We start from the raw sequence: 24,017 nt of genomic DNA, 5'->3' as shown, positions 1-24,017 counted from the left end.
ACCTCCTATTTGTCGTGTCAAAAAACTTGTTCATTTAGAAATAATTTCATATAAATATATGAATAAAAAATAAAAAGACCGTCTACTGAAATGATTTTAAAAATCATTTCAGAGACAGCCCCTTATATTTTAACTGATTATAAAAGATTAATATTTGAAAATTAGTTAGTATATAATATAATTGTTATATTATAAACGAGAGTATTTGCAAAATAGGAGATAATATGACAATAAGAAAAAGGTATAAGATTAAAGAGTTTTCTGAGGAAATGGGAGTAACTGTAGATTTGGTTAAACATTATGAGAAGTATGGAATAATTAATCCTATTAAGGAACAGGATTGTAAGTATAGATTTTATACAATTCAACATGGTGAGCGTATTTTGGCTAGTAAAAGATTTAGAAATATGGGATTCACAATTAGGGATTCTGCTAAGATTATGAATGAATATTCTTTGGAAGAAATACAAGCAACATTAGATAATAAAGCTAAGGATATTGAGAAAGAGATAATAAAATTGAATAGTATGAATAAGAGAATTATTGAATTAAAAGAACAGTGCGAGCTTTTTAAAAAATGCGAAGATAAAATAGCTATAGTGATTTCACCAGGGTTCTATTTTTTGAAGCAAACTGAAAATGCTGAATTTGACCAAGATGAAATTACTAAGGAAAGAATTAAGGAATGGATTGAATATTTTCCTTTTGTTACAAAGGCTTTAAAGGTTCCTAAAGATTATTTTACTAATGAGAAATCAATAAATTACCAATGGGGATTAGTCATAGGTGAAGATACTGCTAATAACATAGGTATTAACTGTACATATCCTGTTGAGTATATTAAGCCTCAAAAATGCTATAGATATGTTGTAGCTAAACCTTATAATGGATCTAGCATTGAAGCGTTAGAGGAAGTAGTTAATGAGGTTAAGATAAAAAAATTAAAAGTAGTTGGAGATATGTTTCTAGAGGCTGGAATAGATTCTTTTAATAAAAAGATAAATTGCAGAGAAGTACATTATATATTTTGGATACCTATACAATGAATAAAATTTAACAAAGTTATTGACTAGTGTCTAACACATTAGTTTAAAATTTCCTTGTAAAGAAAATTATAGTATGGGGGAGATTTTAAATGAAAAAGATTGCAGCTTTAGTGTTATCTATAGTCATGGGACTAAGTGTGGTTGGATGTAGTAATACTAATACAAATGGTGGTGGAACAGATAGTAGTTCAAATACATATAAATCAGGAAAATATACTGCTATCGCTACAGGAAATAATGGAGACATAACAGTAGAGGTTGAATTTAATGAAAGCAGCATAGTAGGAATTTCTGTTATCGAAAGTAAAGAAACTGAAGGATTAGGTGATATAGCTATGGATAAGGTTATATCACAAATAGTTGACGGACAAACTTTGGCTGTCGATGTTGTATCAGGAGCGACAAACTCTTCTAATGCTTTATTAGAAGCAGTTGAAAAATGTGCTACTGAAGCAGGAGGAAATATTGATGTTTTAAAAACGAAAACAGAATCAGAATCTGAAAATAAGGTTGAAGAAATTGAAACAGATGTTGTAGTTGTAGGGGCTGGAGCTTCAGGTTCATTGGCAGCTTTAGCAGCAGTTAATAATGGAGCATCAGTAATACTTTTAGAGAAGGCTGGTACTGTAAGTGGAGCAGGGACTATGGCTGGGGGATTATTTGCAGCAGATAGTAACCAACAAAAAGAGGCTGGTAAAGAAGTAGATAAAGAATGGCTATACGAACAGTATGTAAAAGATAGTAGTTATTATGCTAATAGCAGACTTATAACTAAGATAATAGATGAAGCAGGTAAAACAGTTAATTACCTAGAGGAAAATGGTGTTAACTTATTACTTATGGATTCAGGTGCGGGAGCCCAATATGCTCACGTAGGAATGCCTTCAACTATTCACTATTATCAAGATGGTGGATCAGTAGCTATACAAACTTTACATGATAAAGTTGTAGATAATGGGGGACAAGTTTTATATGAAACTCCAGGAGAAGAATTAATATTTGATAAAGATAATAAAGTTGCTGGAGTTATAGCTAAAAAAGCTGATGGAACTACACTAAAAATAAATGCTAAATCAGTAATATTAGCAACAGGTGGGTTCGGTGGAAATGCTGAAATGATGGCAGAGGTATTTGGGGAAAAAGCTGGGACAGGACTTATTGGAACTGCTACTGGTGATGGATTAAATATGGCATGGAGTGCTGGTGCTGCTGAAGAGGGGATAGAAGTTGCTCAATGGTTTGGAATGAAATATGGTCCAGAAGCAAAACAAATGGAAAACTCATCAAAATTGACAGAACTTGTACGTAATCCTCTTTTATTCGTAAATAATAGAGGGGAAAGATTCTGTAATGAAGAAGAAGCTTATGAAAGTGCTGCATTAGGAACATATATGTATAATCAACCAGATGGAGACATGTATATAATACTAAATGATTCAATAATAAATGAAGTAGCTGAAAAAGGTCTTGCAGAAGTATTTGCTGACAGATGGGGACATTTATATGGGCAAGGTTTAACATATCAAGAAGCTGGACATGTTAAAGATTTAGATGCTATGTGTGAAACTAATAGAACTCCTTATGATTATAGTTCAACAATTGAAGATGCAGTAAAGTGTGGTGTAGCATTTCAAGCTGATTCTATTGAAAAACTAGCTGAATTAATCAATGCTCCATATTTAGTTGAGGAAGTTAATAACTATAATGAAATGTGCAAAAACGGTAAAGACACTCAATTCTATAAAGAGTCTAAATATATGTATTCTTTAGAAGAAGGTACTTTCTATGCTGTTAAAGTTGATTTAAGATGTTTAGGAACCCTAGGTGGAGTTAAGATAAATGAAAATATCCAAGCTGTAGATGAAGAAGGAAATCCAATAGAAAATCTTTGGGTTGCTGGGGCTGATGCAGGTGGATTATATGGTAATAATTATGTAATGTTTGAAGGTGGTACTTTAGGATTTGCATATACATCAGGTAGATTAGCAGGTGAAAATGCAGCTAAAAATGCTATATCAGAATAATATATAAAGTTTAAGAAAGCTTTTTTAGAGTATACCCCTAAAATATACTTTAAAATATAAAAAAATCACTTCTATTTTAAATAGAAGTGATTTTTTATTAATTATTTAATTATTATGCATTTTCTAAAACAGCTTCTGTGCTATTATAAATATCTTCATCTAAGGCATTTTCTGATTTAGCTACTACTACTGCTGTTGCAGCATCTCCGACTACATTTAGTGAAGTTACTAGCATTTCTACTGGTCTGTTTATAGCTAATATTAGTGAATATGCAAGTAATGCAGCATCGTTTTGATATCCCATTCCTGTTAATACTGTAAATAGTATTATTGCTCCAGCACCAGGGGCAGCAGGTGTACCTATAGAAGCTATAAGAGCTAATAATGATATTATTGCTATGTTACCAATTGTTATATCATATCCAGCACTTGATGCTATGAATATTGCAGCTATAACTTGCATTATTGCAGTTCCGTTCATGTTTATAGTCATTCCTAGAGGTAATGTAAATGAAGCTATTTCTTCACTTACTCCTAGTTCTTCAACAGTTGTCTTTGTATTTAAAGGTAAAGATGAAGCTGATGAAGAAGTTGAGAATCCAAATAAAGCAACTTTAGAAATTTTCTTAACAAATATAACTGGATTTAATCTAGCAGCTATTAATATAAATAGGGCATATCCGAATACTAAGAATATTAATAATGCAACTACAACAGTCACTACGTAAGCTAAAGCTGGCTTTAAGTGTTCTACACCATATATTGCAAATGTTCTTGTTATAAGAACGAATATAGCTATAGGACCAAACTTAGTTATTACAAATGATAAGAATAAAGTTATTATATTATTTACATCTTCTAATAATTTTTTTAATACTTGAATTTTATCTTCTAATTTATTTAAGCAAAGTCCAGTTACAACTGCTAAGAATACTATTGAAAGTATTCTTCCATTTTGAGTGAATACTGATGCAATGTTATTTGGTATAGTTTGTACTAAAACTAGTAATGGATTGCTTCCTGTTGAACCAGTTTGAGAAGCTATGTTTTCAATACTTACGTTAAAGAATCCTAATTTGTGAGCTGTTATACCAAATATACCAGCAAGTACTAAAGCAAAAACAGATGTCGCTAAGAATCCTAATATAGTCTTATAAGAAATTCTTCCAAGCTTTTTAGTATCGGTAATTCTACACATAGCTAATGCTATTGATGTAAATACCATTGGTACTATTACTAATTGAAGTGAGTTAACAAAAAGTTGACCAAGTATATAGAATATACCTATAGCATCATTAGCACCTTCAACACTTATATCTTGGAATAATATTTTATTTATAGTTTGCCATAATCCAGCATTTCCACTTGCAATTAAGTTTTCTCTTAATAAAAGAAAGCCGGTACCTGCTATTAATCCAATTATAAGAGCTATTGCCATGTGTATAGCTAGTTTATTAGAGTTATTATTTTTAGTTTTTGAGTTCATAATGTCCTCCTAATGTGTATATTTTTATAGGACACCATAAAAAAAGCCTTAATATCCTTTAAGATATTAAGGCAAAACATACTATAGTTTAATTTCACTATATAAAAATAGCATATTAGTAATTAATTTATAAACCGTACTTTTCCTTATTAGTCTCTCTGGACTATCTTAAAGGTATCCTATTGAGAAGAATATATAATATATTGTATAAAATGTCAATTATGTTTATATAAAATATAAGTATACTTTAGCTAAAAATTATATAAATTATTAAATCTATTGATGATTTTAAGTTTATCTGTAAATAAAGTTAAATAATAGAATAATATATTCTATGAGAAATAATAGGAGGGAATATGTGATACGAATATGAATTTCTTAAAAAAATATTTCAAAAAATACTATAAAATGTTTTTTCTAGCTATTGGATGCATTATGCTGGAGGTCTTATGTGACTTACTTCAGCCTACATTAACGTCTACTATAATTGATAAGGGTGTTTCATATAATGATATGAGTGTTGTACTAAAATATGGATTTATTATGATAGGAGTTAGTATTTTTGGAGCATTTATAGCTATTAATAGAAATAAATTTGCAACAACAGTTGCACAAAATTTTGGAGCAGACCTTAGATCAGATGTCTTTAATAAGATACAAAGCTTTGATTTTGATAATATAGATAAATTTGAAAGAGGATCATTAATAACAAGACTTACAAATGATATAACTAACATACAAAATTTTATATATGGATTGATGAGAATATTTGTTAGAGCACCATTATTAGCTATAGGATGCATAATAATGTCTATAAGATTAGATTTAAAGATGTCTTTAATAGTTTTAACTATAGTGCCTATAGTAGGTGGTCTAATATATATAAATTTAAAATACGGCTATCCATACTTTCTTAAGGTTCAAAGGGCTATAGATAAGGTAAATGGAGTTATTAGGGAATATTTAAGAGGAGTAAGAGTTGTTAAAGCTTTTAATAGATTTGATTTTGAAGAAGATAGATTTGAAAATGTTAATGAGGATTTAACTTATAAATCAGTTAGTTCAATGAAATTCATGGCAGTATTTAATCCTGTAATTACACTTATAGTAAATATAGCAATAGTTATTATAATATGGAACGGTGCCACAAGAGTAAATATAGGAACTATACAAGTTGGAAAAATAGTTGCTTTTACTAATTATATGACACAACTTCTATTTGCACTAATGTCAACAACAATGATATTTTCAAGTTTAATACGTGCCAAGACTTCAACTGAAAGAATTAACGAAATATTTTTAGAAGAAAATGATATAAAAGAAATAAGCAGTGATATATGTAATTCTTCAGAAATAGGAAATATAAAATTTGAAAAAGTTACATTCTCATATAAAGGCTTAAAAGGAGAACCTATAATCGATAATATATCATTTACATTAGAAAAAGGAATGACCTTAGGTATTGTAGGCTCTACTGGAAGTGGAAAAACTACATTAATAAATTTAATTCCGAGGTTTTATGATGCTAAGTCAGGAAAAATATTAATAGATGGAGTAGATATAAGAAATTATACTTTTGAAGAATTGAGAGATAAGATATCAATAGTTCCTCAGAAGACAGTGCTTTTTTCAGGAACTATAAAAGAGAATATAAAATGGGGAAAAGAAGATGCTACAGATGATGAAGTTAGAGAAGTTTGTAAAATAGCAGATGCAGATTCTTTTATTACTAGTTTTAATAAAGGTTATGATTCGATTGTTGGACAAGGTGGATCAAATTTATCAGGTGGGCAAAAACAAAGAATAGCTATAGCAAGAGCTCTTATTAAAAGGCCAGAAATATTAATATTAGATGATTCAACATCAGCATTGGATACGGATACTGAATATAGAATAAGAAAATCATTAAAAGAATATTCAAAAGATATGACAACAATATTAATTGCTCAAAAAATTTCATCTGTAATAAATGCAGATAAGATAATTGTATTAGACCATGGGAAGATTGTAGGAGAAGGTACCCATAATGAATTAATGAGTAATTGTGAAGTTTATCAAGATATTTATAAATCACAACAGTAAGGGAGGTGAATATCTTGCAAAATAATAAGGGGTTCGCAGCAGGAACATCAAAAGCTAGTAGGTTTATGAGTAATAATGAAAAACCTAAAAATTTAAAAGAAACATTGGCTAGATTATGGAGACTATTTGGAGATGAAAAAAAGTTATTTTTATTAGTTTTTATATTAATAATAGTAGACACATTAATATTACTTTTAGTTCCTTATTTAATAGGAAAAGCTGTAGATATTATATCAATTGGTATTAATAATGTAGATTTTTCAGTAGTAAAAAAGATAATATATATATTAATAACTATATATATTGTTGATAGTACTATAAACCTTATTCAAGGACTTTCAATGGCTGGTATTTCTCAGAGAATAGTAAAAAATATAAGGAAAAGTTTTTTTGACAAGCTTCAAAAGTTACCTACATCATATTTCGATGCTAATTTAAATGGAGATATTATGAGTAGATTAACTAATGATATAGATAATATAAGTACTACAATATCCTCATCAGTAACGACTCTTATGAGTAGTTCCATAAGTATAGTAGGGTCTTTAGTTATGATGATTGTATTGAGTCCTATTTTGACTATAGCAGGATTAATAACTGCACCTTTAGTTCTTTTATTATCAAAAACAATTGCTAAGAGAACTAAAATATATTTTAAAGAGCAACAGGTGGCTTTAGGAAATTTAAATGCACATATTGAAGAAAGTATTTCAGGATTAGAGGTTATTAAAGCTTTTAATCATGAAGAAAATATAAAATCTACATTTGAAGACTTAAATAAAGATTTAAGAATAAAAGGGTATAAGGCACAAATATGGACTGGTTATTTAATGCCATTAATAAATGTAATAAATAATTTTGGGTTTGCAATGATAGCTTTATTAGGTGGGATATTAGCAGTTAATAATATGATAACTATAGGAATAATTGCATCATTTATAAGTTATAGTAAACAATTTGTAAGACCTTTAAATGATATAGCTAATATATTTAATACTTTACAATCAGCACTTGCAGGAGCTGAAAGAGTATTTGAAGTATTAGATCAAAAAGAAGAGGTAGAAGATAAGGAAAGTTGTAATGAATTAACAGATGTAAAGGGAGAAGTAGAATTTAAAAATGTAAGCTTTGGATATAATGATGATAATATAGTTTTGCATGATATAAACTTTAAAGTTGAACCAGGAAAATCCTTAGCTATAGTTGGAGCAACAGGTTCAGGAAAAACTACTATAGTAAATTTATTAACTAGGTTTTATGAAATAACAGAAGGGTCTATAACTATTGATGGAGTTGATATACGGGATTATTCAAGGGATAGTTTGAGGAGAAACTTTGGAATAGTTCTTCAAGATACCTATTTATTTTCAGGAACAATAAAAGAAAATATTATGTATGGAAAAGAGGATGCAACAGATTTAGAAATAATATCAGCTGCAAAGATAGCAAATGCACATACATTTATATCAAGATTACCAAATGGATATGATACAGTTCTTTCTGAAGGTGGTAGTAATTTAAGTGCGGGACAAAAACAATTATTAGCTATAGCTAGAGCTGTATTATCAAATCCTTCAATATTAATATTGGATGAAGCAACAAGTAATGTAGATACTAGAACCGAGCTTAGAATTCAACAAGCTATGCTAAGTTTAATGAAAGGTAGAACAAGCTTTATAATAGCACATAGATTAAGTACAATAAGAGATGCAGATAATATAATGGTTGTAGAGGATGGAAGAATAATTGAATTTGGAAGTCATGAGGAGCTTATAGCCAGGGGTGGAAAGTATTATAATCTATATATGCTTAATAAAATAGGATAATTGTAAAATAGATTTATATAAATGAGATAATAGTCGATAAAGTACTATAAGAAATTTGAACTTATAAAACTTCTAAGGAATAACTTAATATAGAGAATGTTTTTGAGGAAAACTATGGGCAAGGTAATTGATATAACCGATATTTTAGCTTTAAGAAAGGCTGTTAGAATATTAGAGTTATTAGATAAAGATTATGATTATGATGTACTTAAAGCTCATCCTAATATATGTAGAGAAATAATAGTGTTATTTGGAAAAGAGCTAGATAAGCCAGAGAATAGTAAAAATGAATATCTATCATAATTTTATCATTACAATTTTTAAAAATATATAATGATAAAATTATAAATAAAAAAGAGGCTTTACGCCTCTTTTTTATCTATTAGCTAATACCTAATATGTTATTTATTTCATTTTTGTAAGCATCTGCTTTTGCACCGAAGATAGCTTGAATTCCGTTACCAACTTCCATAACACCAGCAGCACCTAAATTCTTTAATTCAGCTTTATCTACTTTAGCTTTATCTTTAACTTCAACTCTTAATCTTGTGATACAAGCATCAACAGATACTATGTTTTCTTCTCCACCTAAAGCAGCTAATACAGCAGGAGCTTTTTCAGCTATTTCACCTTTACCAGTAGATGTAGTAGTAGCTTCTGTCTTTCCACCTTTTTGAGCTTGGAAATCAGCTTTAGTGTAAAGTTTAGTTTCTTCTTCTTCATCTCTACCAGGAGTCTTTAAGTTCATCTTAGTAATCATGAAGTAGAATACGAAGTAGTAAACTACTGCATATATTGCACCAACAACTAATACCCAGATCCAGTTAGTAGGAACACCTGCACCTGCTGGAAGTAAACCGAATAATGAGAAGTCAATTACACCACCAGAGAATGTCATACCTATGAATACATTTAATATATCCATTAACATGAATGATAAACCTGCAAGTACACAGTGTACAACATATAGTACTGGAGCAACGAATAAGAATGTAAATTCTAATGGTTCAGTTATACCAGTTAAGAATGAAGTAACAGCAGCAGCTAATAATAATGATCCAACAACTTTCTTCTTGCTTGGAAGTGCAGCTCTATACATAGCAAATGCAGCAGCAGGAAGACCAAACATCATGAATGGGAATTTACCAGCCATGAATCTTGTAGTACCGCTAACAATATCATTCATAACTGATGCAGAAGCACCTACTAAATCAGTCATGCTTGATAATTGAACGAAGTAAGCAGTATTAGCACCAGCAACAGTTTGGAATGATCCGTTTACTAAAACTTGTGCTTCAACGAAAGAACCATACCAGAATGGAGTATAGAATACGTGATGTAAACCAAATGGTATTAATGCTCTTTCAATTAATCCGTAGAAGAATGTTCCAATTGTACCTGCTTCTCTAACAAGGTTAGCAATTACAGATATACCATCTTGAACTAAAGGCCATGCAAATGCTAATACAGCACCAACTAAAGCCATAACTAATGAAGTTATTATTGGAACAAATCTTGATCCTGAGAAAAATCCAAATACTGGTGGGAATTGGATTGTGTGGAATCTATTGTGTAGACTTGCAGTAACTATACCTGTAATAATACCACCGAATACTGACATATTTAATGTGAATATTCCAAGATTAGTAGTTACGTAAGTACCATATTCTCCAACGTTATCAGGAGTTAAAACTCCTAATTGAGTAACACCTAAACCTAAAAGTGTAGAAATAACTTGGTTCATAACTATGAATCCAAATACTGAAGCTAAAGCAGCAGTACCTTTGTCTTTCTTAGCAAGACCAACTGCAACACCAACAGCGAATAATAGTGGTAAGTTACCGAATATTATATCACCTATATTTTTCATAACTGTTAATATAGCAGTAACGGCTGGAATACTAACGAAAGAAATTAGTGGACCATAAACTGCTGGTGGATTTGATAAACCACCGATACCTAATAATGCACCACCAACACCAAGTAATATACCTGCTATTGGAAGAGCAGCGATTGGAAGCATTATTGCTTTACCGATTCTTTGTAAAAATTGCATCATTTTATTATTCCTCCTTAGACAGTATTATTATATCCATTTTACAAAGTTATAATTAACTTTGTATTACACGGCCATAAAAAATAAAAAGGCCTAAATATCTATAAAAAATATACTATCACAGAGAAAATATTTTGTAAAGGTTTTTTTGGAAAGGTTTTATAATTTTTTGAATTTATAGTTTTATATTCAAATTTTTATAGTTATTCTCTTTATTATTTAAAGCTATATCTACGTAATGTTTAATAAATGGAGATGGACAGCTTTTTAAGAGATTAAATCCTTTTGAAGAAATAATACTATCCCAAGATATTTCTTCAGAATCATCATTATATTTAAGTCTAATATTAGATAGTGTTTCACACATGGCTTTAAGCTCTTCTTCAGTATAATCATCACTATATGATAATCTTTTAAAGTTTTGGTTATAGACAAAGTTTTTAAAAGATTTTTTTGAATTACTCTTAAATGAAGGATCAAAGTTATCCATATTTAGTGTTGCAATTTCATAGGATAGAGATTTATCTTTATTAAATGTAGCTATGCCATACTGTTGAGGATAAATAGCTAAAGAACTACTTGCTATATCAGTTAAAATAGAATTATCTAGAGAAGTACTCTTTATGCTTTGAAAATGAATATGTCCAGTAAAGCACAGATGTATATTATTATTTTTTAAGGTGTTTAAAACCTCGTCACTATTATCTAAAGTAAATCCACTATAGATATAATTGCTATGGTTAATTATATTGTGATGAGATACAGCAATAATTTTTGCATTATTATTTTTAGCTAATTTACCGCAATTATTTATCCAATTTAATGTATCCTTAGAAATACATCCATTAACTTCAGGATAGTTTATGGATAAATTATTGTTATATAAATTATCATCTAGCATGAGTATGTATAATTTATTAGAAGGAGCTACTAAGTAACTTAATGATGATTTATCTTTTGATATAGCATCATTAAAACCAAAGTCCTGATATATGTTTATAAACTCTTCTTTAGAAACAAAATCAGCTTTATATTGATTTTCTTCTTTGAATCCACGGGCATTAGGATTATTTATATCATGATTTCCAGGAATTATGTAAACATCAACTCCAGAAGCTTTTATTTCTGCAAGCTTTGATGATAAATCTAAATGACTTTGCTTTTCACCATTAAGCGTTAAATCACCACTTAAAATTAGAAAATCAGGCTTTCTATTTTTAATTTCATTTGCAAATTCATTAAAGATTTCACAGATGAATTCTAGTTGTTTTCCATCTCCATTTTTATTAAATCTATTAAATGCAATGCCATAATCCGTTAGAGATTTAGATAAATAATGAATATCACTACTAATATAAAAAGTAAGCTCATCAGTAGTATTTATATTATCAGTAAAAGATAATTTTGAAGTATATTGGGTATAAGGTTTAAAAAACATATATATTATGATGATTATAGTAGAAAAAAAGAGCGGAAGATAAAAATTTTTAATATTTTTCATAGTATACTCCTTTTATAAAAAGCATTTATATCTATAATTTCCCAAAGAGAATAGTATTATGAGTGTATTTACAAATAAATAGAATTTTCTATAAAATTTAGTTTATAGTATAATATTGAATATATATAAAGATAGGAGTGAGTGTATGTTATTATTTGAATTAAACAAAGAGGAATCAAGAGCTTTTATGAGATTGGTTTCTGAGTTCGTAACTGTTGATAAGAAAATCAATAAGGAAGAAAAAAGTGTAATAGAAAAATATTTAAATAAATTAAATATGAATAAAGAGGAAATTAATGAAATTTCTCATACAGAAGCTATAGAGATATTAGATAAGTCAGAAGATAAAATAAAGAATATGGTGTACTTTGAACTGTTAGGGGTTGCTTTAATTGATGGAGATTATGAAACTTCAGAAGTCGATTATTTAGAAGAAGTTGCAGATAAATTTAATATTTCTAGAGCAACAAAAATAGCTTTAGCTAATTATTATTTTGATGTTGATAAAATGAAAAATAAATCAGAAGAGGAAGTTAAAGAAAAACTGATAAAAATATTAAATTAAAATAAAATAGTTGTTGCGGTAGTATATGTTTAACTTACCGTAACGACTTTTTTATTTTATGATGAATATAATAAGTTCAATTTATAGTGATAATCTATAAGTTGAAGGGTTGATAAATCCTAACTGAAAATGTAGGTTTCGATTTACTAAATGCAATTGTAAGGAATGAGCTAGTAAATGTGGAATAGAATATAAAAATGAATAAATAAAACAATAAAATGAATAAATAACATCTATAAAAATATAAAATAATCTTTATAATTATTAGAAATTTTGTTATTCTAGTTTATGTTGTTAACAAGATAAGAGGAATAATTATGTAAAAATTAGTTTGTTATTAAATTATAATTTGGAGAGATGAACAAATGAAGAAAGTTGATTTAAAGGCTATTGATTGGAAAGCAATAGTAAAAGAGTATTTTATAATAACTTTAGGTTTAATTTTGGTTGCTGTAGGGATAGAGTATTTTTATGCACCAAATAATCTTGCAGCTGGAGGAATAAGTGGGTTAGGTATAGTAGTTAATCATTTTATACCATTCTTAACACCGAGTGTATTTTGTTTCTTTGTAAATATAGCGTTATTTATTCTAGCATTCTTTTTAATTGGAGGAGACTTTGGAATAAAGACTCTTTATGGAACCTATGGATTAATATTTATAATGTGGGTTATTGAAAAGTTTTTAAACCCAGTAGCATTAACTAATGATTTAATGTTAGCATCGATTTTTGGACCAGCTATAATAGCTTTTGGTATGGCTATAGCTTTTAATGCTAATGCATCAACAGGTGGAACTGATATAATAGCTAAATTACTTAATAAATATACAACATTTAACATAGGAATTTCATTGGCAATAATAGATATATTGGTTACAGTAGCAGCTGCTATCGTATTTGGGGTTGATACAGGTTTTTATGCATTCTTATGTGTAATATTAAATGGGTTTTTAATAGATAAGTTCATTGCTATGTTTAATAAGACAAAGCAAGTAACAGTCATAAGCGATAAAAATGATGAGATATCTAAATTTATAATAGAAACTTTAGATAGAAAGTGTACATATTTTAAAGGTTCAAGCGCAAATAGTGGAGAATCTAAGGAAATAATTTATGCAATAGTAAAACAAAAAGAGTTAAATAAATTAAAAGATTTTATAGATAAGATAGATGAAAAAGCATTTATAACAATAGGACAAGTTGATGAAGTAAGGGGTAGTGGTTTCCCAAAATTAGAAGGTATTTAAGCTTTTTATAAATAAAATGTAAACTAATATTTAATAAGTTATTAAATATTAGTTATTAATGCCTACTTCCAATAACACTCTATTGAGAGAAGATATAAAGTAATATAAAATGAACCTATAATATTTAGGAGGGATAAATAATGCAAGCTTTTATAGTAATAGGACTTTTAGTAGCAGCAGTGTTTGCATCATATAAATTAGCTATAGAAAAACAACAAAATAAAATAATATGGCCCGCAATAACATTATTGATAGGACCTGGAATATTTATAATTCAATACTTAGTATCAGTTTTCAAAAATAATAAAAAATTCGCTTAAAATATGAAAAGAAAAGCTTAAATTTCCACAAAAGCTTTTCTTTTTTTATTAGTTATTAACAGAGGATTTTGAAATGCAAAAAATATTATTAGTAATATTGAAATTTTGTTTAATATTAGAAAAAAATCTAAGAGTTATCCACAATTAGTAGGCTTTGAAATGGAATATTTTCAATAAAAAGGTATAAAAGAACTAAAGTTCTGTTAAAACTGTTGAAAATTATCCACAAAATGTGGATAAACATTAAAAACTGTTGAAAAGTCTATAAAAGATATTGACACAATATATTATGTATAAAAAGTAGACAAACCCAATATAATGGGTGTCGTTGAAAAAACTCATAATTTGTTGCATAATGTAACTTAATAAAAAATATAAATAACAGAGTTATCAACAGAATCAACACTATTGTGGATAAATACTGTGGATAAGCATCCGATTTGTGAATAAATTCATTTAAAAATCTAATAAAAAATAAAAAGTTGTGGATAACTATTGTTAATTCGTAACTTTTTAATGCTATAATTAGACAAAATTAGTATTTACTATGGAGGAGAAATTTATGAATTATAATAAGAGAATTTTAAGAGCTGAATTTATAAATAGGCCTAATAGATTTCATGCAAATGTTATTGTAAATGGAGAAGAGATAAAAGTTCATGTTCCTAATACAGGTCGTTGCAGAGAAATACTTGTACCAGGTTGCACTGTGTATTTAAGAGAGGAAAACAACCCTACAAGGAAGACCCCCTACGATTTAATAGCCGCAATTAAAGGAGATAAGCTTATAAGCATAGATTCTCATATACCTAATAAGGTTGTAGAAGAAGCTCTTAATAATAGAAAGATTGAGAAGTTAGAAGAATACACTAATGTATTAAGAGAAAAAACATTTGGAAAAAGTAGATTTGACTTTAAAATATCGAAAGATAATGGAGAGGAATATTTCCTAGAGGTTAAGGGCGTTACACTAGAGGATGAAGGTTATTGTAGATTTCCTGATGCCCCAACAGAAAGAGGAGCAAGACATCTTTTAGAGTTAGTAGAAGCTAAGAAGCAAGGATATGGTGCAGGAGTTATGTTTTTAATACAAATTGAAGATGTAGAAAAGTTTTCACCAAATGATGAAAGAGATCCTAAGTTTGGTGAAGCACTAAGATTTGCAGCAAGTAATGGAGTAGATATTTTTGCTTATAGCTGTATTGTTACAGAGGATGGAATAGAGATAAATAAACCTATTGAAATAATACTTTAATAAATTAAAAATACTACGAGCTAAGCTCGTAGTATTCTAATTTTCTTCTCTTATTAACTCTACAGTTAATATTTTTCCGTTATATTCAACTTTAGCTGAATCAACCATTACACCGATTAAAGTAAGTTCACATTCTACTTCACTTTCTCCACCTAATTGCCAATAGCATTCTTCAACCTCTTGTTGTCTAGGTCTATTAAGTATAGTATTTAATTGATTTAATTTTTCAGTTGATATATTAGCTACATCTCCAGAAATTAAAAAATGTGATTTAGTTTCATCAGAATTGAAATCTAGATGAATGTTTTTGTTTCCTAACTTTTTAAAGTATGTTACCATCTCATTAATAATTTTAAGGTTTTTTTCAAGTTTAAGTTTCATACTAACTCTCCTTTTTAAATGCTGTTATTAATGGAACAAGAATCATCGCAGTAAATCCAGCAGCAAAACCATTATTATATAAGTTAAGTGCACCGTGAAGATATCCTGTATTACATACTATGCAAACATGTATAAATCCTGCTAAAATTCCATATTTCCAACCAAACATACCTGATATAGGAGCTAAACAAGTTGAAAATAATATTGCTAGTGTTAAGCCAGCTGAAGATACTGGATTAATATGTATCATTGCAGCTATTGTTGCACCAATCATTACTGGGAAGACATTTCTAACGTTTTTACCAAAACATCCAAATCCTACAATAGTAAATATACCACAAATAGATCCACCGTTTATGTCTATACCTAGAGCAAGTATAAATAGAGTTGATAAAATACCTAATATACCCATATTTATATATACGGTCTCTCCAAATGAAGTATAGAAATCATTAACTAAACGTCCACTTTGCTTTGTAATATTAATCATATTATTTTTAATATCTTTTGATGAAATTAAGCCAACTATTATTAAGTAAATAAATATTATAAACAGGAAGACTAAAAGAGAAGTTTGATTTCCTGTATACCATTCTAATCTACTTTCAAAAGTGATATTGAAAAGTCTAAATATAGACATAAGCATTGTTCCTATTATTCCACAAGCAAAGCCTACATTATATAAATTATAACCGTTATGTGCTTTAACAGAGTTACTAGCTATTGGTGGTAATATAAAGCCAACTAATATTCCTAAAAGTATTCCTATTATTAATGAAGGCATTTTAGGAAGATAATCAGTGTAATATAACTGAGTAACTATAGGAGATAAAGAAGTTCCTAATAAAGCTGCTAGAGTATAATTAGAAAATTTCTCTTTCTTATATCTACTAAATAAATACACTCCAAATATTATTGGCCATACATTTAATATATTCTTACCAAGAAATGCGAAGGCTGTAACAACCCATAAAGCCATTATTGTAGATCCATTAGGGACAATATTAGTAAATATAAGCAGTAACAGACATAATAAACTTGTTAATGCTGCATTTATAATACCTCCACCTATTCCCCCTACTTGAATATAATCAGTTATTAATATGTCTGGAGTAAGCAATATATTTTTTAGTCCAGAAAATATTTCAGCAGGAGTATTAACTATAAAACCAAATAAAATCATAAAAATATACAAGAGCATTAAAACTTTATAAGGCTTATAAAAATTTTTTCTTAAGTCCATAAAATTCACCTCTATGAGAGTGTAACAGATGATACTTAAAAAATAAATTAAATTTTTATAAAATATATTTAAATATGTCTACAAAATAGTATAATTAGTGATGATAGTTAACTTTATGGTGAGGAGAAGTGGAAAAAATGGAAAATAAAAGAATAAAGAATGTTCCTGAAATAAAAGGTATATTAAGAAGTCATGTTGTAGAAGTTCCACCATGTATAAGAGATTGTTCAGGAATAAAAATTTTTGGAAAGAGAATAAAGTCTTTATTATTTACAACAGATGTTGCAATTATAAGGAATACTAATGCTGATGCAATAATAGCAGTATATCCATTTACTCCACAACCGTTAATAACTCAAGCTTTAGTTATGGCTGCTGATGTTCCAATATTTTGTGGAGTTGGTGGAGGTATAACTCAAGGGAAAAGAGTTGTTAACCTAGCTTTAGATGCAGAGTTTAAAGGAGCTATGGGAGTAGTAGTAAATGCACCAACATCTAATGAAATATTGAGAAAGATAAGAGAAACTATAGATATTCCTGTTATAGTGACAGTTGTATCAGAGTGTGAGGATATAAAAGCAAGAATAGAAGCTGGAGCTACGATACTAAATGTATCAGGTGGAAAAAATACAGCTAAGATAGTAAGAAAGATAAGAGAAGAGTTTCCAGATTTTCCAGTAATGGCAACTGGAGGACCAACTGAAAAGACTATTAAAGAAACAATAGAAGCAGGAGCTAATGCAATTACTTATACGCCACAATCTACAGGGGATGTAATGAGTGAACTTATGGATAAATATAGAGGAGTATAGTCGATAAGCAAGGTAAGAGTTGACTATACCAAGTGAAAGCTTTCTGTAAAAAAGGTAAAAAGTCTGTTAACGTAAAGGTTAAGATTTTTTTGTAGAAAAGAGAAAGAGTTTACTTATAAAGAGAGTAAGCATTTTCTTCGTAAAAATGTAACTTTATTTATTGAAGTTAAATATTTAGTTAATATATTTGGATGACAGATGGCTAGTTTTATTAGATTTTAAACTCGTCATTTGTCTTTATTCATTTTATTTCATTAATTAGGAAATAAATTTGAAACATAAATGACATAAATATAATGTAGAATTATTGCAGAGTAATTAATATGAGATAATATACTTTCTTTTATAGAGTATTAATTACTACTTAATTTGGTTAAGTAATAGATTTACGTATAAAGTTATGTTATACTGTAATATAACTGAAAATCCAAATTTTAATTTGGCTATTTGAAGTTACTCCTATGAGCGTATGCGAATAGTGAGTTTCGTCAAAAATCCAAATTTCACCCACGGGGTACATGTAATTTGAAGTTAACTAAGAGACTAAATTTTAATTTAGTAGCTTGCAGTTACACTGTAAGTGTACTCCTACGAGCGTATGCGAATAGTGAGTTTCGGCTAAAATCCAAATTTCATCCATGGGATACACGCAACTTAGCTATTTAAACTATATAGAAAGTATATGTTCATAATAGAATGGGAATAGTTTGGTTTAGATATAAATAATTTAATATAGGGAGTAGTTTATATGGGTAGAGAATTTTATGTTGTAGATAGAATTGAAGAAGCATCTCTTGTATTAGAAAGTTACAATGGGGAAATAATTGTAATAGAAAAATCAAATGTTAATAAGTTGCCTAATGAAGGTGATGTGTTAATAGAGGATAATAATTTCTTTTACATAGATGAAGAGGAAACGGTAAAAAGAAAAGAAAAAATTAAAAATATAACGAAAGGTATATGGGCTTAGATTATGGATGAATTCAATAATAACGATGGATACATACATGAAGAAGGAAAGACTTCTAATGTAGATAATAATATTGAAAATTCAAAGCTAGAAAAGCGTAGTGAGAGAAATGCTAAAAAAAATGAGAAAACAGGTTTCTTTTATGATTGGGTAGTTCCGATACTTATAGCTGTAGTTTTAGCTGTATTAATAAACAAATTTATAGTATTTAAGGTTAAGATACCATCAGAATCTATGGTTCCAACTTTGAATGTAGGGGATAGGCTATTTGTAACTAGAGTATATAATCCTGAGAATTTAGATCGTGGAGATGTAGTAGTTTTCCATTCTGATGAAAAAAATGAAGATATGATAAAGAGATTAATAGGAAAACCAGGAGATCAGATAGTAATAAAAGATGGAATTGTTACCGTAAATGGAGAAACTCTTTATGAGAATTATATTGGAACACCAGATAAATTTAATGGGACATATGAGGTCCCTGAAGGGAAATATTTCTTCTTAGGAGATAATCGTTTCTTCTCAAGTGATTCAAGATATTGGGATAACCCGTATATAGACTCTAGTGATATTATGGGAAAAGCACAATTGAAAGTATATCCATTTGATGATTTTGGTATGATTAAATAATGTTAAATTAGGGAGAAGACATATGAGTGAAAATGGACCAAATAAAAATAATATGAATAATAACAATAATAATGCACCAAAGAAAAAGAATAATAAATTTCTTATAATATATGCAGTTATAGCATTCTTATTCTTGTACTCATTTAGTACAGCAAAAGACATGTTAACAACTACTCAAATATCTTATAATGAATTTATTCAGTTAGTTGAAAATAAGGAAATAGAAAGAGTTAGTACAGAAGGAACTGCCTTAGTAATAGTACCTAAAGATACTAGTGAATATAAAGGTAAAGTTCTTTATACTGGTAATGTAGATAATCCAGAGTTAATAAACTTATTAACTGAAAATGGGGTTGATTTCTACCCAGAAATAGTTAAACAAAATTCAGCTATAATGGATTTCATAATAATAAATGTTTTACCATTTGTATTAATGTTCTTTATTGTTAGATTCATCTTTAATAAGATGGGTAAAAAAATGGGCGGTGGCCCAATGGGAATGGGTAAAAGTAATGCTAAAATATATATGGAAAATGATATAAAGATTACTTTTGATGATGTTGCAGGTCAAGATGAAGCTAAAGAGTCATTAACAGAAATAATAGACTTTTTAAATAATCCGAAGAGATATACTGAGATAGGAGCAAAATTACCTAAAGGAGCTTTATTAGTAGGGCCTCCAGGAACAGGTAAAACTTTACTTGCGAAAGCTGTTGCAGGAGAAGCTAAGGTTCCATTCTTAACTGTATCAGGCTCAAACTTTGTTGAAATGTTTGTTGGTATGGGGGCAGCTAAGGTTAGAGATTTATTCAAAGAAGCAGAAAAGAATGCTCCTTGTATAATATTCATAGACGAGATAGATTCTATAGGTAAGAGTAGAGATAATCAAATGCAAAGTAATGATGAAAGAGAACAAACTCTTAATCAATTACTAACAGAAATGGACGGATTTGATACTTCTAAAGGTATAGTTATCTTAGGAGCAACAAATAGACCAGAAATATTAGATAAAGCTCTTTTAAGACCAGGTAGATTTGATAGAAGAGTTATTGTTGACAGACCTGACTTAATAGGAAGAAAAGCTATATTAAGAGTTCATTCAAAAGATGTTAAGATGGCACCAGATGTAAACTTAGATGAAATAGCTAAGGGTACTCCAGGAGCTGTAGGGGCTGACCTTGCAAATATAGTTAATGAAGCTGCTTTAAGAGCTGTTAAGCATAAAAGAGATGAAGTAATTCAAGAAGACTTACAAGAGGCTGTTGAAGTTATAATTGCTGGTAAGGAAAAGAAGGATAGAATACTTTCAGCTCAAGAAAGAAAGATAGTAGCATTCCATGAAGTTGGTCATGCGCTTGTTGCTGGACTTTTAGAAGGAACTGATCCAGTACATAAGATTACTATAGTGCCAAGAACGATGGGAGCTTTAGGTTATACAATGCAATTACCTGAAGAGGAAAAATACCTAGTATCTAAAGAAGAATTATTAAATCAAATAACAGTTATGCTTGGAGGAAGAGCTGCTGAAGAAGAAGTATTTAATCTTATTTCTACAGGAGCATCTAATGATATTGAAAGAGCAAGTCAAACTGCTAGAAGCATGGTAACTGTTTATGGTATGACAGAATCATTTGATATGATGGCATTAGAATCAATTCAAAATAGATACTTAGATGGAAGAGCAGTAAGAAATTGTAGTGAAGAAACTTCAACTTTAGTAGATAAGGAAATATTAAAAATAATAAGAGAATGTCACGAAAAGGCAAGAACTTTATTAAGAGAAAATAGAGATTTATTAGATAAAATTTCTGAATATTTACTAGAAAAAGAAACTATATACGGAGACGAATTTATGAAGTTCGTTCATGAAAAATATCCTGAATTAAAAAAGGATAAAAAAGAAGATAATGAAATCGCAGTAGAAGCAGATAATAATACTTTAGTAGAAGAAATAATTGCTAAAGATGAATTAACTGCTGAAGTAATAGAAGAGCAATCTAATGTAGTTAATGATGATGCTGAAATTGAAGGCACTGAACTTGATGAAGCAACTGTTACTGTAGATGACGAAGAAACAAAATAATTCGCTAAAGAAAAAGAGAAATATACGCTAAAGCGTGATAAATATTGGCTTTCGCCAGGAGAAATGTATGCCATTGGCATAGATTAATATTGCCTGACAGCAAGAGATTATAACTCTGCCGTCAGGCATGTTTAACTTAACAGGATAAAAGATAATATCTCTATAATTATGTAAATGTAGTGATATTACATGCTGCCATTTGATAAATAGAGATAAACAGGAGGTTTTTAATGAATAAGTTTGAGTTTTTACAAGAAGAGCAAAATTTAGATTATACTCTTAAGGTATTAAACCATGAAATTCTTAATTATATAGAAAAGAGAAAAGGTATAGCTGAGTATATACTTGAATATAGAAAGAAATTTATAGAAGAACATAGAGATGACGAAGATAAGTTAATTGAGTACTTCGACCATGAAAAGTATGTTAAGGAAGAGTCTTATAAGACTATAGATAAAAAATTAGCAGAGTACACTAAGCTTAAAGAAAATCCTTACTTTGGAAAGGTTTCTTTTGCTGATGATGGTATTCAAGAAACAATTTATATTGGGAGATATGGATTAAATAGAGAAGGTGAGTTTGAACCAGTTGTAGTTGACTGGAGAGCACCTGTATCATCTTTATTTTATAAAGGAACTTTAGGTGAAACTAGTTATAAGTCTCCAAATGGAGAAGTACCAGTAGATATTTTATCTAGAAGACAGATAATGATTAAAAAGGGAGTTCTTCAAGGATTCTTTGATTCAGACGTAGATGTTAAAGATGAGATACTTCAAATGATACTTTCTTCAAATACAGGAGAAAAGCTTAAAGATATAGTAATGAGTATTCAACAGGAACAAGATGAAATTATAAGAGAAGATAGGCAAAAGGTTGTTGTAGTTAATGGGGTTGCAGGTTCAGGAAAGACTACTATAGCTCTTCATAGAGTAGCTTATTTGCTATATAATTTTAGAGAACAATTAGGAGATAAAGTTCTTATCTTAGGACCAAATGATATTTTCATAGACTATATTGGAGAAGTTCTTCCTACTTTAGGGGAAGGTGGAGTAAGACAACAAACATTTGTTAATTTTGCTATGAGTGAAATTGGGCTACAAGAATATGTTGTAGATTTTACTGAGTATTTAGAAAAGGCATTAAGAGGAAATACCGAAGTCATTGATGAGATAAAATATAAATCATCACAAGAGTATATTGACTTTTTAGATAAAAAATGTAGTGAATTTGAAGAAAGTTATTTTAAAATTAAACCAGTAACTTATTTCGGTGAAGAAATAGTAGGAGTAGAAGAAATAAAAGAATTATTTGAAAAGCATTATAAATATATGCCTTTATTTAGAAGAAGTAAAAAAATAGAGAGAGTTCTTATATCCAAGATAAAGGATAAGAGAGATGAAAAAGTAAGGGAGCTTAATGCAGAAGTTAAAGAAAAACTTGCAAGTCTTTCAGAAGATGAACTATTAATTGAACAAAATAATATTGAATTTACTAGAAGAATTAGAGTAAGAGAAATAGTAAGAGAAGTTATGAAAGCAAAGGCTGAATTAGCTGCTTGGATAGATCATAAGAATATCGTGGATATTTATAAAGAGATTATGGATATTGAAACTTTATCTTACTTAGATTTAGCACCGATACTATATCTAATGATTAAGCTTGATGGTAAGAAGTGCAAGAGTGAAATAAAGCATATAGTTATTGATGAGGCTCAAGATTATAACATGCTTCAATTTATAGTTTTAAAAGAACTAACTGGGTGTAGAAGTTATACTATAGTTGGAGATGCAAATCAAAGATTAATTAAAGCTACAGAAGAGGCTGCAATGCTTAACTTAAAATCACTTTTTGGTGGATTTACAAAGTATTTTGAACTTAATAAGAGTTATAGATCAACTTATCAAATTATGCAATATGCAAATAAATTACTTGATGAACATGCTATTGTGCCATTTGTTAGAGAAGGTAAATATGATGTTGAAGAAATTGATATAAAGGATAAGGAAGATTTAATAGATACTTTATTAGAGACTCTTGAATCTTATGAAGATGAAAACTATGAAAATGTAGCTATAATAGTTAAAGGTAAGAAAGAATTGAAAGAAATAGCTCCAGAATTAAAGAAATTTACGAAGATTCTTTCTTTTGATAGAGAGGATTTAATATACAGAGGTGGAAGAGTAATAATTCCATCATATTATGCAAAAGGTTTAGAATTTGATGGAGTTATAGTAGTAAATCTAGATGATGAAACAGATAGCCTAGTTAAATATATTATGTGTACTAGAGCACTTCATAGATTGAATGTAATTAATTTTAAAAAATAATTGAATTATAAAAAAGGTGTTTCAGTTGATATAAACTTTTTAGTAGTGTTTTTATAGCTATTATTAGAAGGAATTTATCAATATTAAGAAACACCTTTTAAATTTAATATATATCTTAGTTTGTTAAGAGTGAAATATTGTGAAATTTATTTTAAAATATAAT

At 28.8% G+C, this 24,017-nt stretch carries 19 protein-coding genes; 14 read left to right on the top strand and 5 right to left on the bottom strand.

Annotated elements, in window-relative coordinates; genetic code table 11:
* Positions 1–224: 224 nt before the first annotated feature.
* Both LQE93_RS14385 and LQE93_RS14380 read left to right on the top strand, forming a co-directional pair.
* On the top strand, positions 225–1,046 hold the full coding sequence (locus LQE93_RS14385; RefSeq protein ID WP_231074178.1) for a MerR family transcriptional regulator: 822 nt from the start codon (positions 225–227) through the stop codon (positions 1,044–1,046).
* 89 nt (positions 1,047–1,135) lie between these two features.
* The gene (locus tag LQE93_RS14380) at positions 1,136–3,070 is read left to right on the top strand and encodes an FAD-dependent oxidoreductase (protein WP_231074177.1); all 1,935 of its coding nucleotides are present in this window, start codon (positions 1,136–1,138) and stop codon (positions 3,068–3,070) included.
* A 112-nt stretch (positions 3,071–3,182) separates the two neighbouring features.
* On the opposite strand, the gene LQE93_RS14375 is transcribed toward LQE93_RS14380, so the two are convergent.
* Positions 3,183–4,556 carry a dicarboxylate/amino acid:cation symporter gene (locus LQE93_RS14375; RefSeq protein ID WP_231074175.1) on the bottom strand — a complete coding sequence of 458 codons (1,374 nt, stop codon included), beginning with the start codon at positions 4,554–4,556 and terminating at the stop codon, positions 3,183–3,185.
* A 369-nt stretch (positions 4,557–4,925) separates the two neighbouring features.
* Here LQE93_RS14375 and LQE93_RS14370 point away from each other — a divergent pair, with 369 nt between their 5' ends.
* From LQE93_RS14370 to LQE93_RS14360, 3 genes are all read left to right on the top strand, one after another.
* The gene (locus tag LQE93_RS14370; protein WP_231074174.1) at positions 4,926–6,638 is read left to right on the top strand and encodes an ABC transporter ATP-binding protein; all 1,713 of its coding nucleotides are present in this window, start codon (positions 4,926–4,928) and stop codon (positions 6,636–6,638) included.
* Positions 6,639–6,703: 65 nt separating this feature from the next.
* Positions 6,704–8,464 (top strand): ABC transporter ATP-binding protein, encoded by a 1,761-nt coding sequence (locus tag LQE93_RS14365; RefSeq protein WP_231074183.1) that lies wholly within the window; start codon positions 6,704–6,706, stop codon positions 8,462–8,464.
* 114 nt (positions 8,465–8,578) lie between these two features.
* Complete coding sequence (locus LQE93_RS14360) at positions 8,579–8,767, top strand: hypothetical protein (RefSeq protein ID WP_055266010.1); 189 nt, start codon at positions 8,579–8,581, stop codon at positions 8,765–8,767.
* Positions 8,768–8,846: 79 nt separating this feature from the next.
* On the opposite strand, the gene LQE93_RS14355 is transcribed toward LQE93_RS14360, so the two are convergent.
* Both LQE93_RS14355 and LQE93_RS14350 read right to left on the bottom strand, forming a co-directional pair.
* Positions 8,847–10,523, bottom strand: coding sequence for a PTS transporter subunit EIIC (locus LQE93_RS14355; protein WP_231074172.1), 1,677 nt, complete (start codon positions 10,521–10,523; stop codon positions 8,847–8,849).
* A gap of 172 nt (positions 10,524–10,695) precedes the next feature.
* A complete protein-coding gene (locus tag LQE93_RS14350) occupies positions 10,696–12,021 on the bottom strand; it encodes a metallophosphoesterase (RefSeq protein ID WP_231074170.1) in 1,326 nt (441 codons plus the stop codon).
* 145 nt (positions 12,022–12,166) lie between these two features.
* Between LQE93_RS14350 and LQE93_RS14345 the strand changes: the two genes are divergently transcribed.
* The 4 genes from LQE93_RS14345 to sfsA all read left to right on the top strand — a co-directional run bounded on the left by LQE93_RS14345 (position 12,167) and on the right by sfsA (position 15,408).
* Positions 12,167–12,586, top strand: a complete 420-nt coding sequence (locus tag LQE93_RS14345; protein WP_055266016.1) for a hypothetical protein — start codon at positions 12,167–12,169, stop codon at positions 12,584–12,586.
* 365 nt (positions 12,587–12,951) lie between these two features.
* Positions 12,952–13,833 (top strand): YitT family protein, encoded by an 882-nt coding sequence (locus tag LQE93_RS14340; protein WP_186837604.1) that lies wholly within the window; start codon positions 12,952–12,954, stop codon positions 13,831–13,833.
* Between the two features lie 140 nt (positions 13,834–13,973).
* Positions 13,974–14,153 (top strand): hypothetical protein, encoded by a 180-nt coding sequence (locus tag LQE93_RS14335; protein ID WP_231074168.1) that lies wholly within the window; start codon positions 13,974–13,976, stop codon positions 14,151–14,153.
* A 562-nt stretch (positions 14,154–14,715) separates the two neighbouring features.
* Positions 14,716–15,408, top strand: a complete 693-nt coding sequence (sfsA, locus tag LQE93_RS14330; protein ID WP_055266022.1) for a DNA/RNA nuclease SfsA — start codon at positions 14,716–14,718, stop codon at positions 15,406–15,408.
* Positions 15,409–15,444: 36 nt separating this feature from the next.
* Here sfsA and LQE93_RS14325 read toward each other — a convergent pair whose 3' ends face one another.
* Positions 15,445–15,789 carry a hypothetical protein gene (locus LQE93_RS14325; protein WP_055266027.1) on the bottom strand — a complete coding sequence of 115 codons (345 nt, stop codon included), beginning with the start codon at positions 15,787–15,789 and terminating at the stop codon, positions 15,445–15,447.
* 1 nt (position 15,790) lies between these two features.
* A complete protein-coding gene (locus LQE93_RS14320; RefSeq protein ID WP_231074166.1) occupies positions 15,791–17,032 on the bottom strand; it encodes a DUF1576 domain-containing protein in 1,242 nt (413 codons plus the stop codon).
* Between the two features lie 137 nt (positions 17,033–17,169).
* Between LQE93_RS14320 and LQE93_RS14315 the strand changes: the two genes are divergently transcribed.
* The 5 genes from LQE93_RS14315 to LQE93_RS14295 all read left to right on the top strand — a co-directional run bounded on the left by LQE93_RS14315 (position 17,170) and on the right by LQE93_RS14295 (position 23,854).
* Entirely contained in the window at positions 17,170–17,844 is a 675-nt protein-coding gene (locus LQE93_RS14315) for a hypothetical protein (RefSeq protein ID WP_055266030.1), read from the top strand.
* A 748-nt stretch (positions 17,845–18,592) separates the two neighbouring features.
* Positions 18,593–18,814 (top strand): DUF3006 domain-containing protein, encoded by a 222-nt coding sequence (locus LQE93_RS14310; protein ID WP_055266031.1) that lies wholly within the window; start codon positions 18,593–18,595, stop codon positions 18,812–18,814.
* Positions 18,815–18,817: 3 nt separating this feature from the next.
* Complete coding sequence (gene lepB, locus LQE93_RS14305; RefSeq protein ID WP_186837608.1) at positions 18,818–19,444, top strand: signal peptidase I; 627 nt, start codon at positions 18,818–18,820, stop codon at positions 19,442–19,444.
* Positions 19,445–19,466: 22 nt separating this feature from the next.
* On the top strand, positions 19,467–21,527 hold the full coding sequence (ftsH, locus tag LQE93_RS14300) for an ATP-dependent zinc metalloprotease FtsH (protein WP_442870540.1): 2,061 nt from the start codon (positions 19,467–19,469) through the stop codon (positions 21,525–21,527).
* Between the two features lie 230 nt (positions 21,528–21,757).
* Positions 21,758–23,854, top strand: coding sequence for a HelD family protein (locus LQE93_RS14295; RefSeq protein ID WP_231074165.1), 2,097 nt, complete (start codon positions 21,758–21,760; stop codon positions 23,852–23,854).
* Positions 23,855–24,017 lie beyond the last annotated feature (163 nt).

The organism is Clostridium sp. NSJ-145, from assembly GCF_021044725.1.
Classification (GTDB): domain Bacteria; phylum Bacillota; class Clostridia; order Clostridiales; family Clostridiaceae; genus Clostridium; species Clostridium disporicum_B.
Note: the sequence above shows the minus strand (reverse complement) of the source record. Positions and strands in the feature narration are given on the sequence as shown.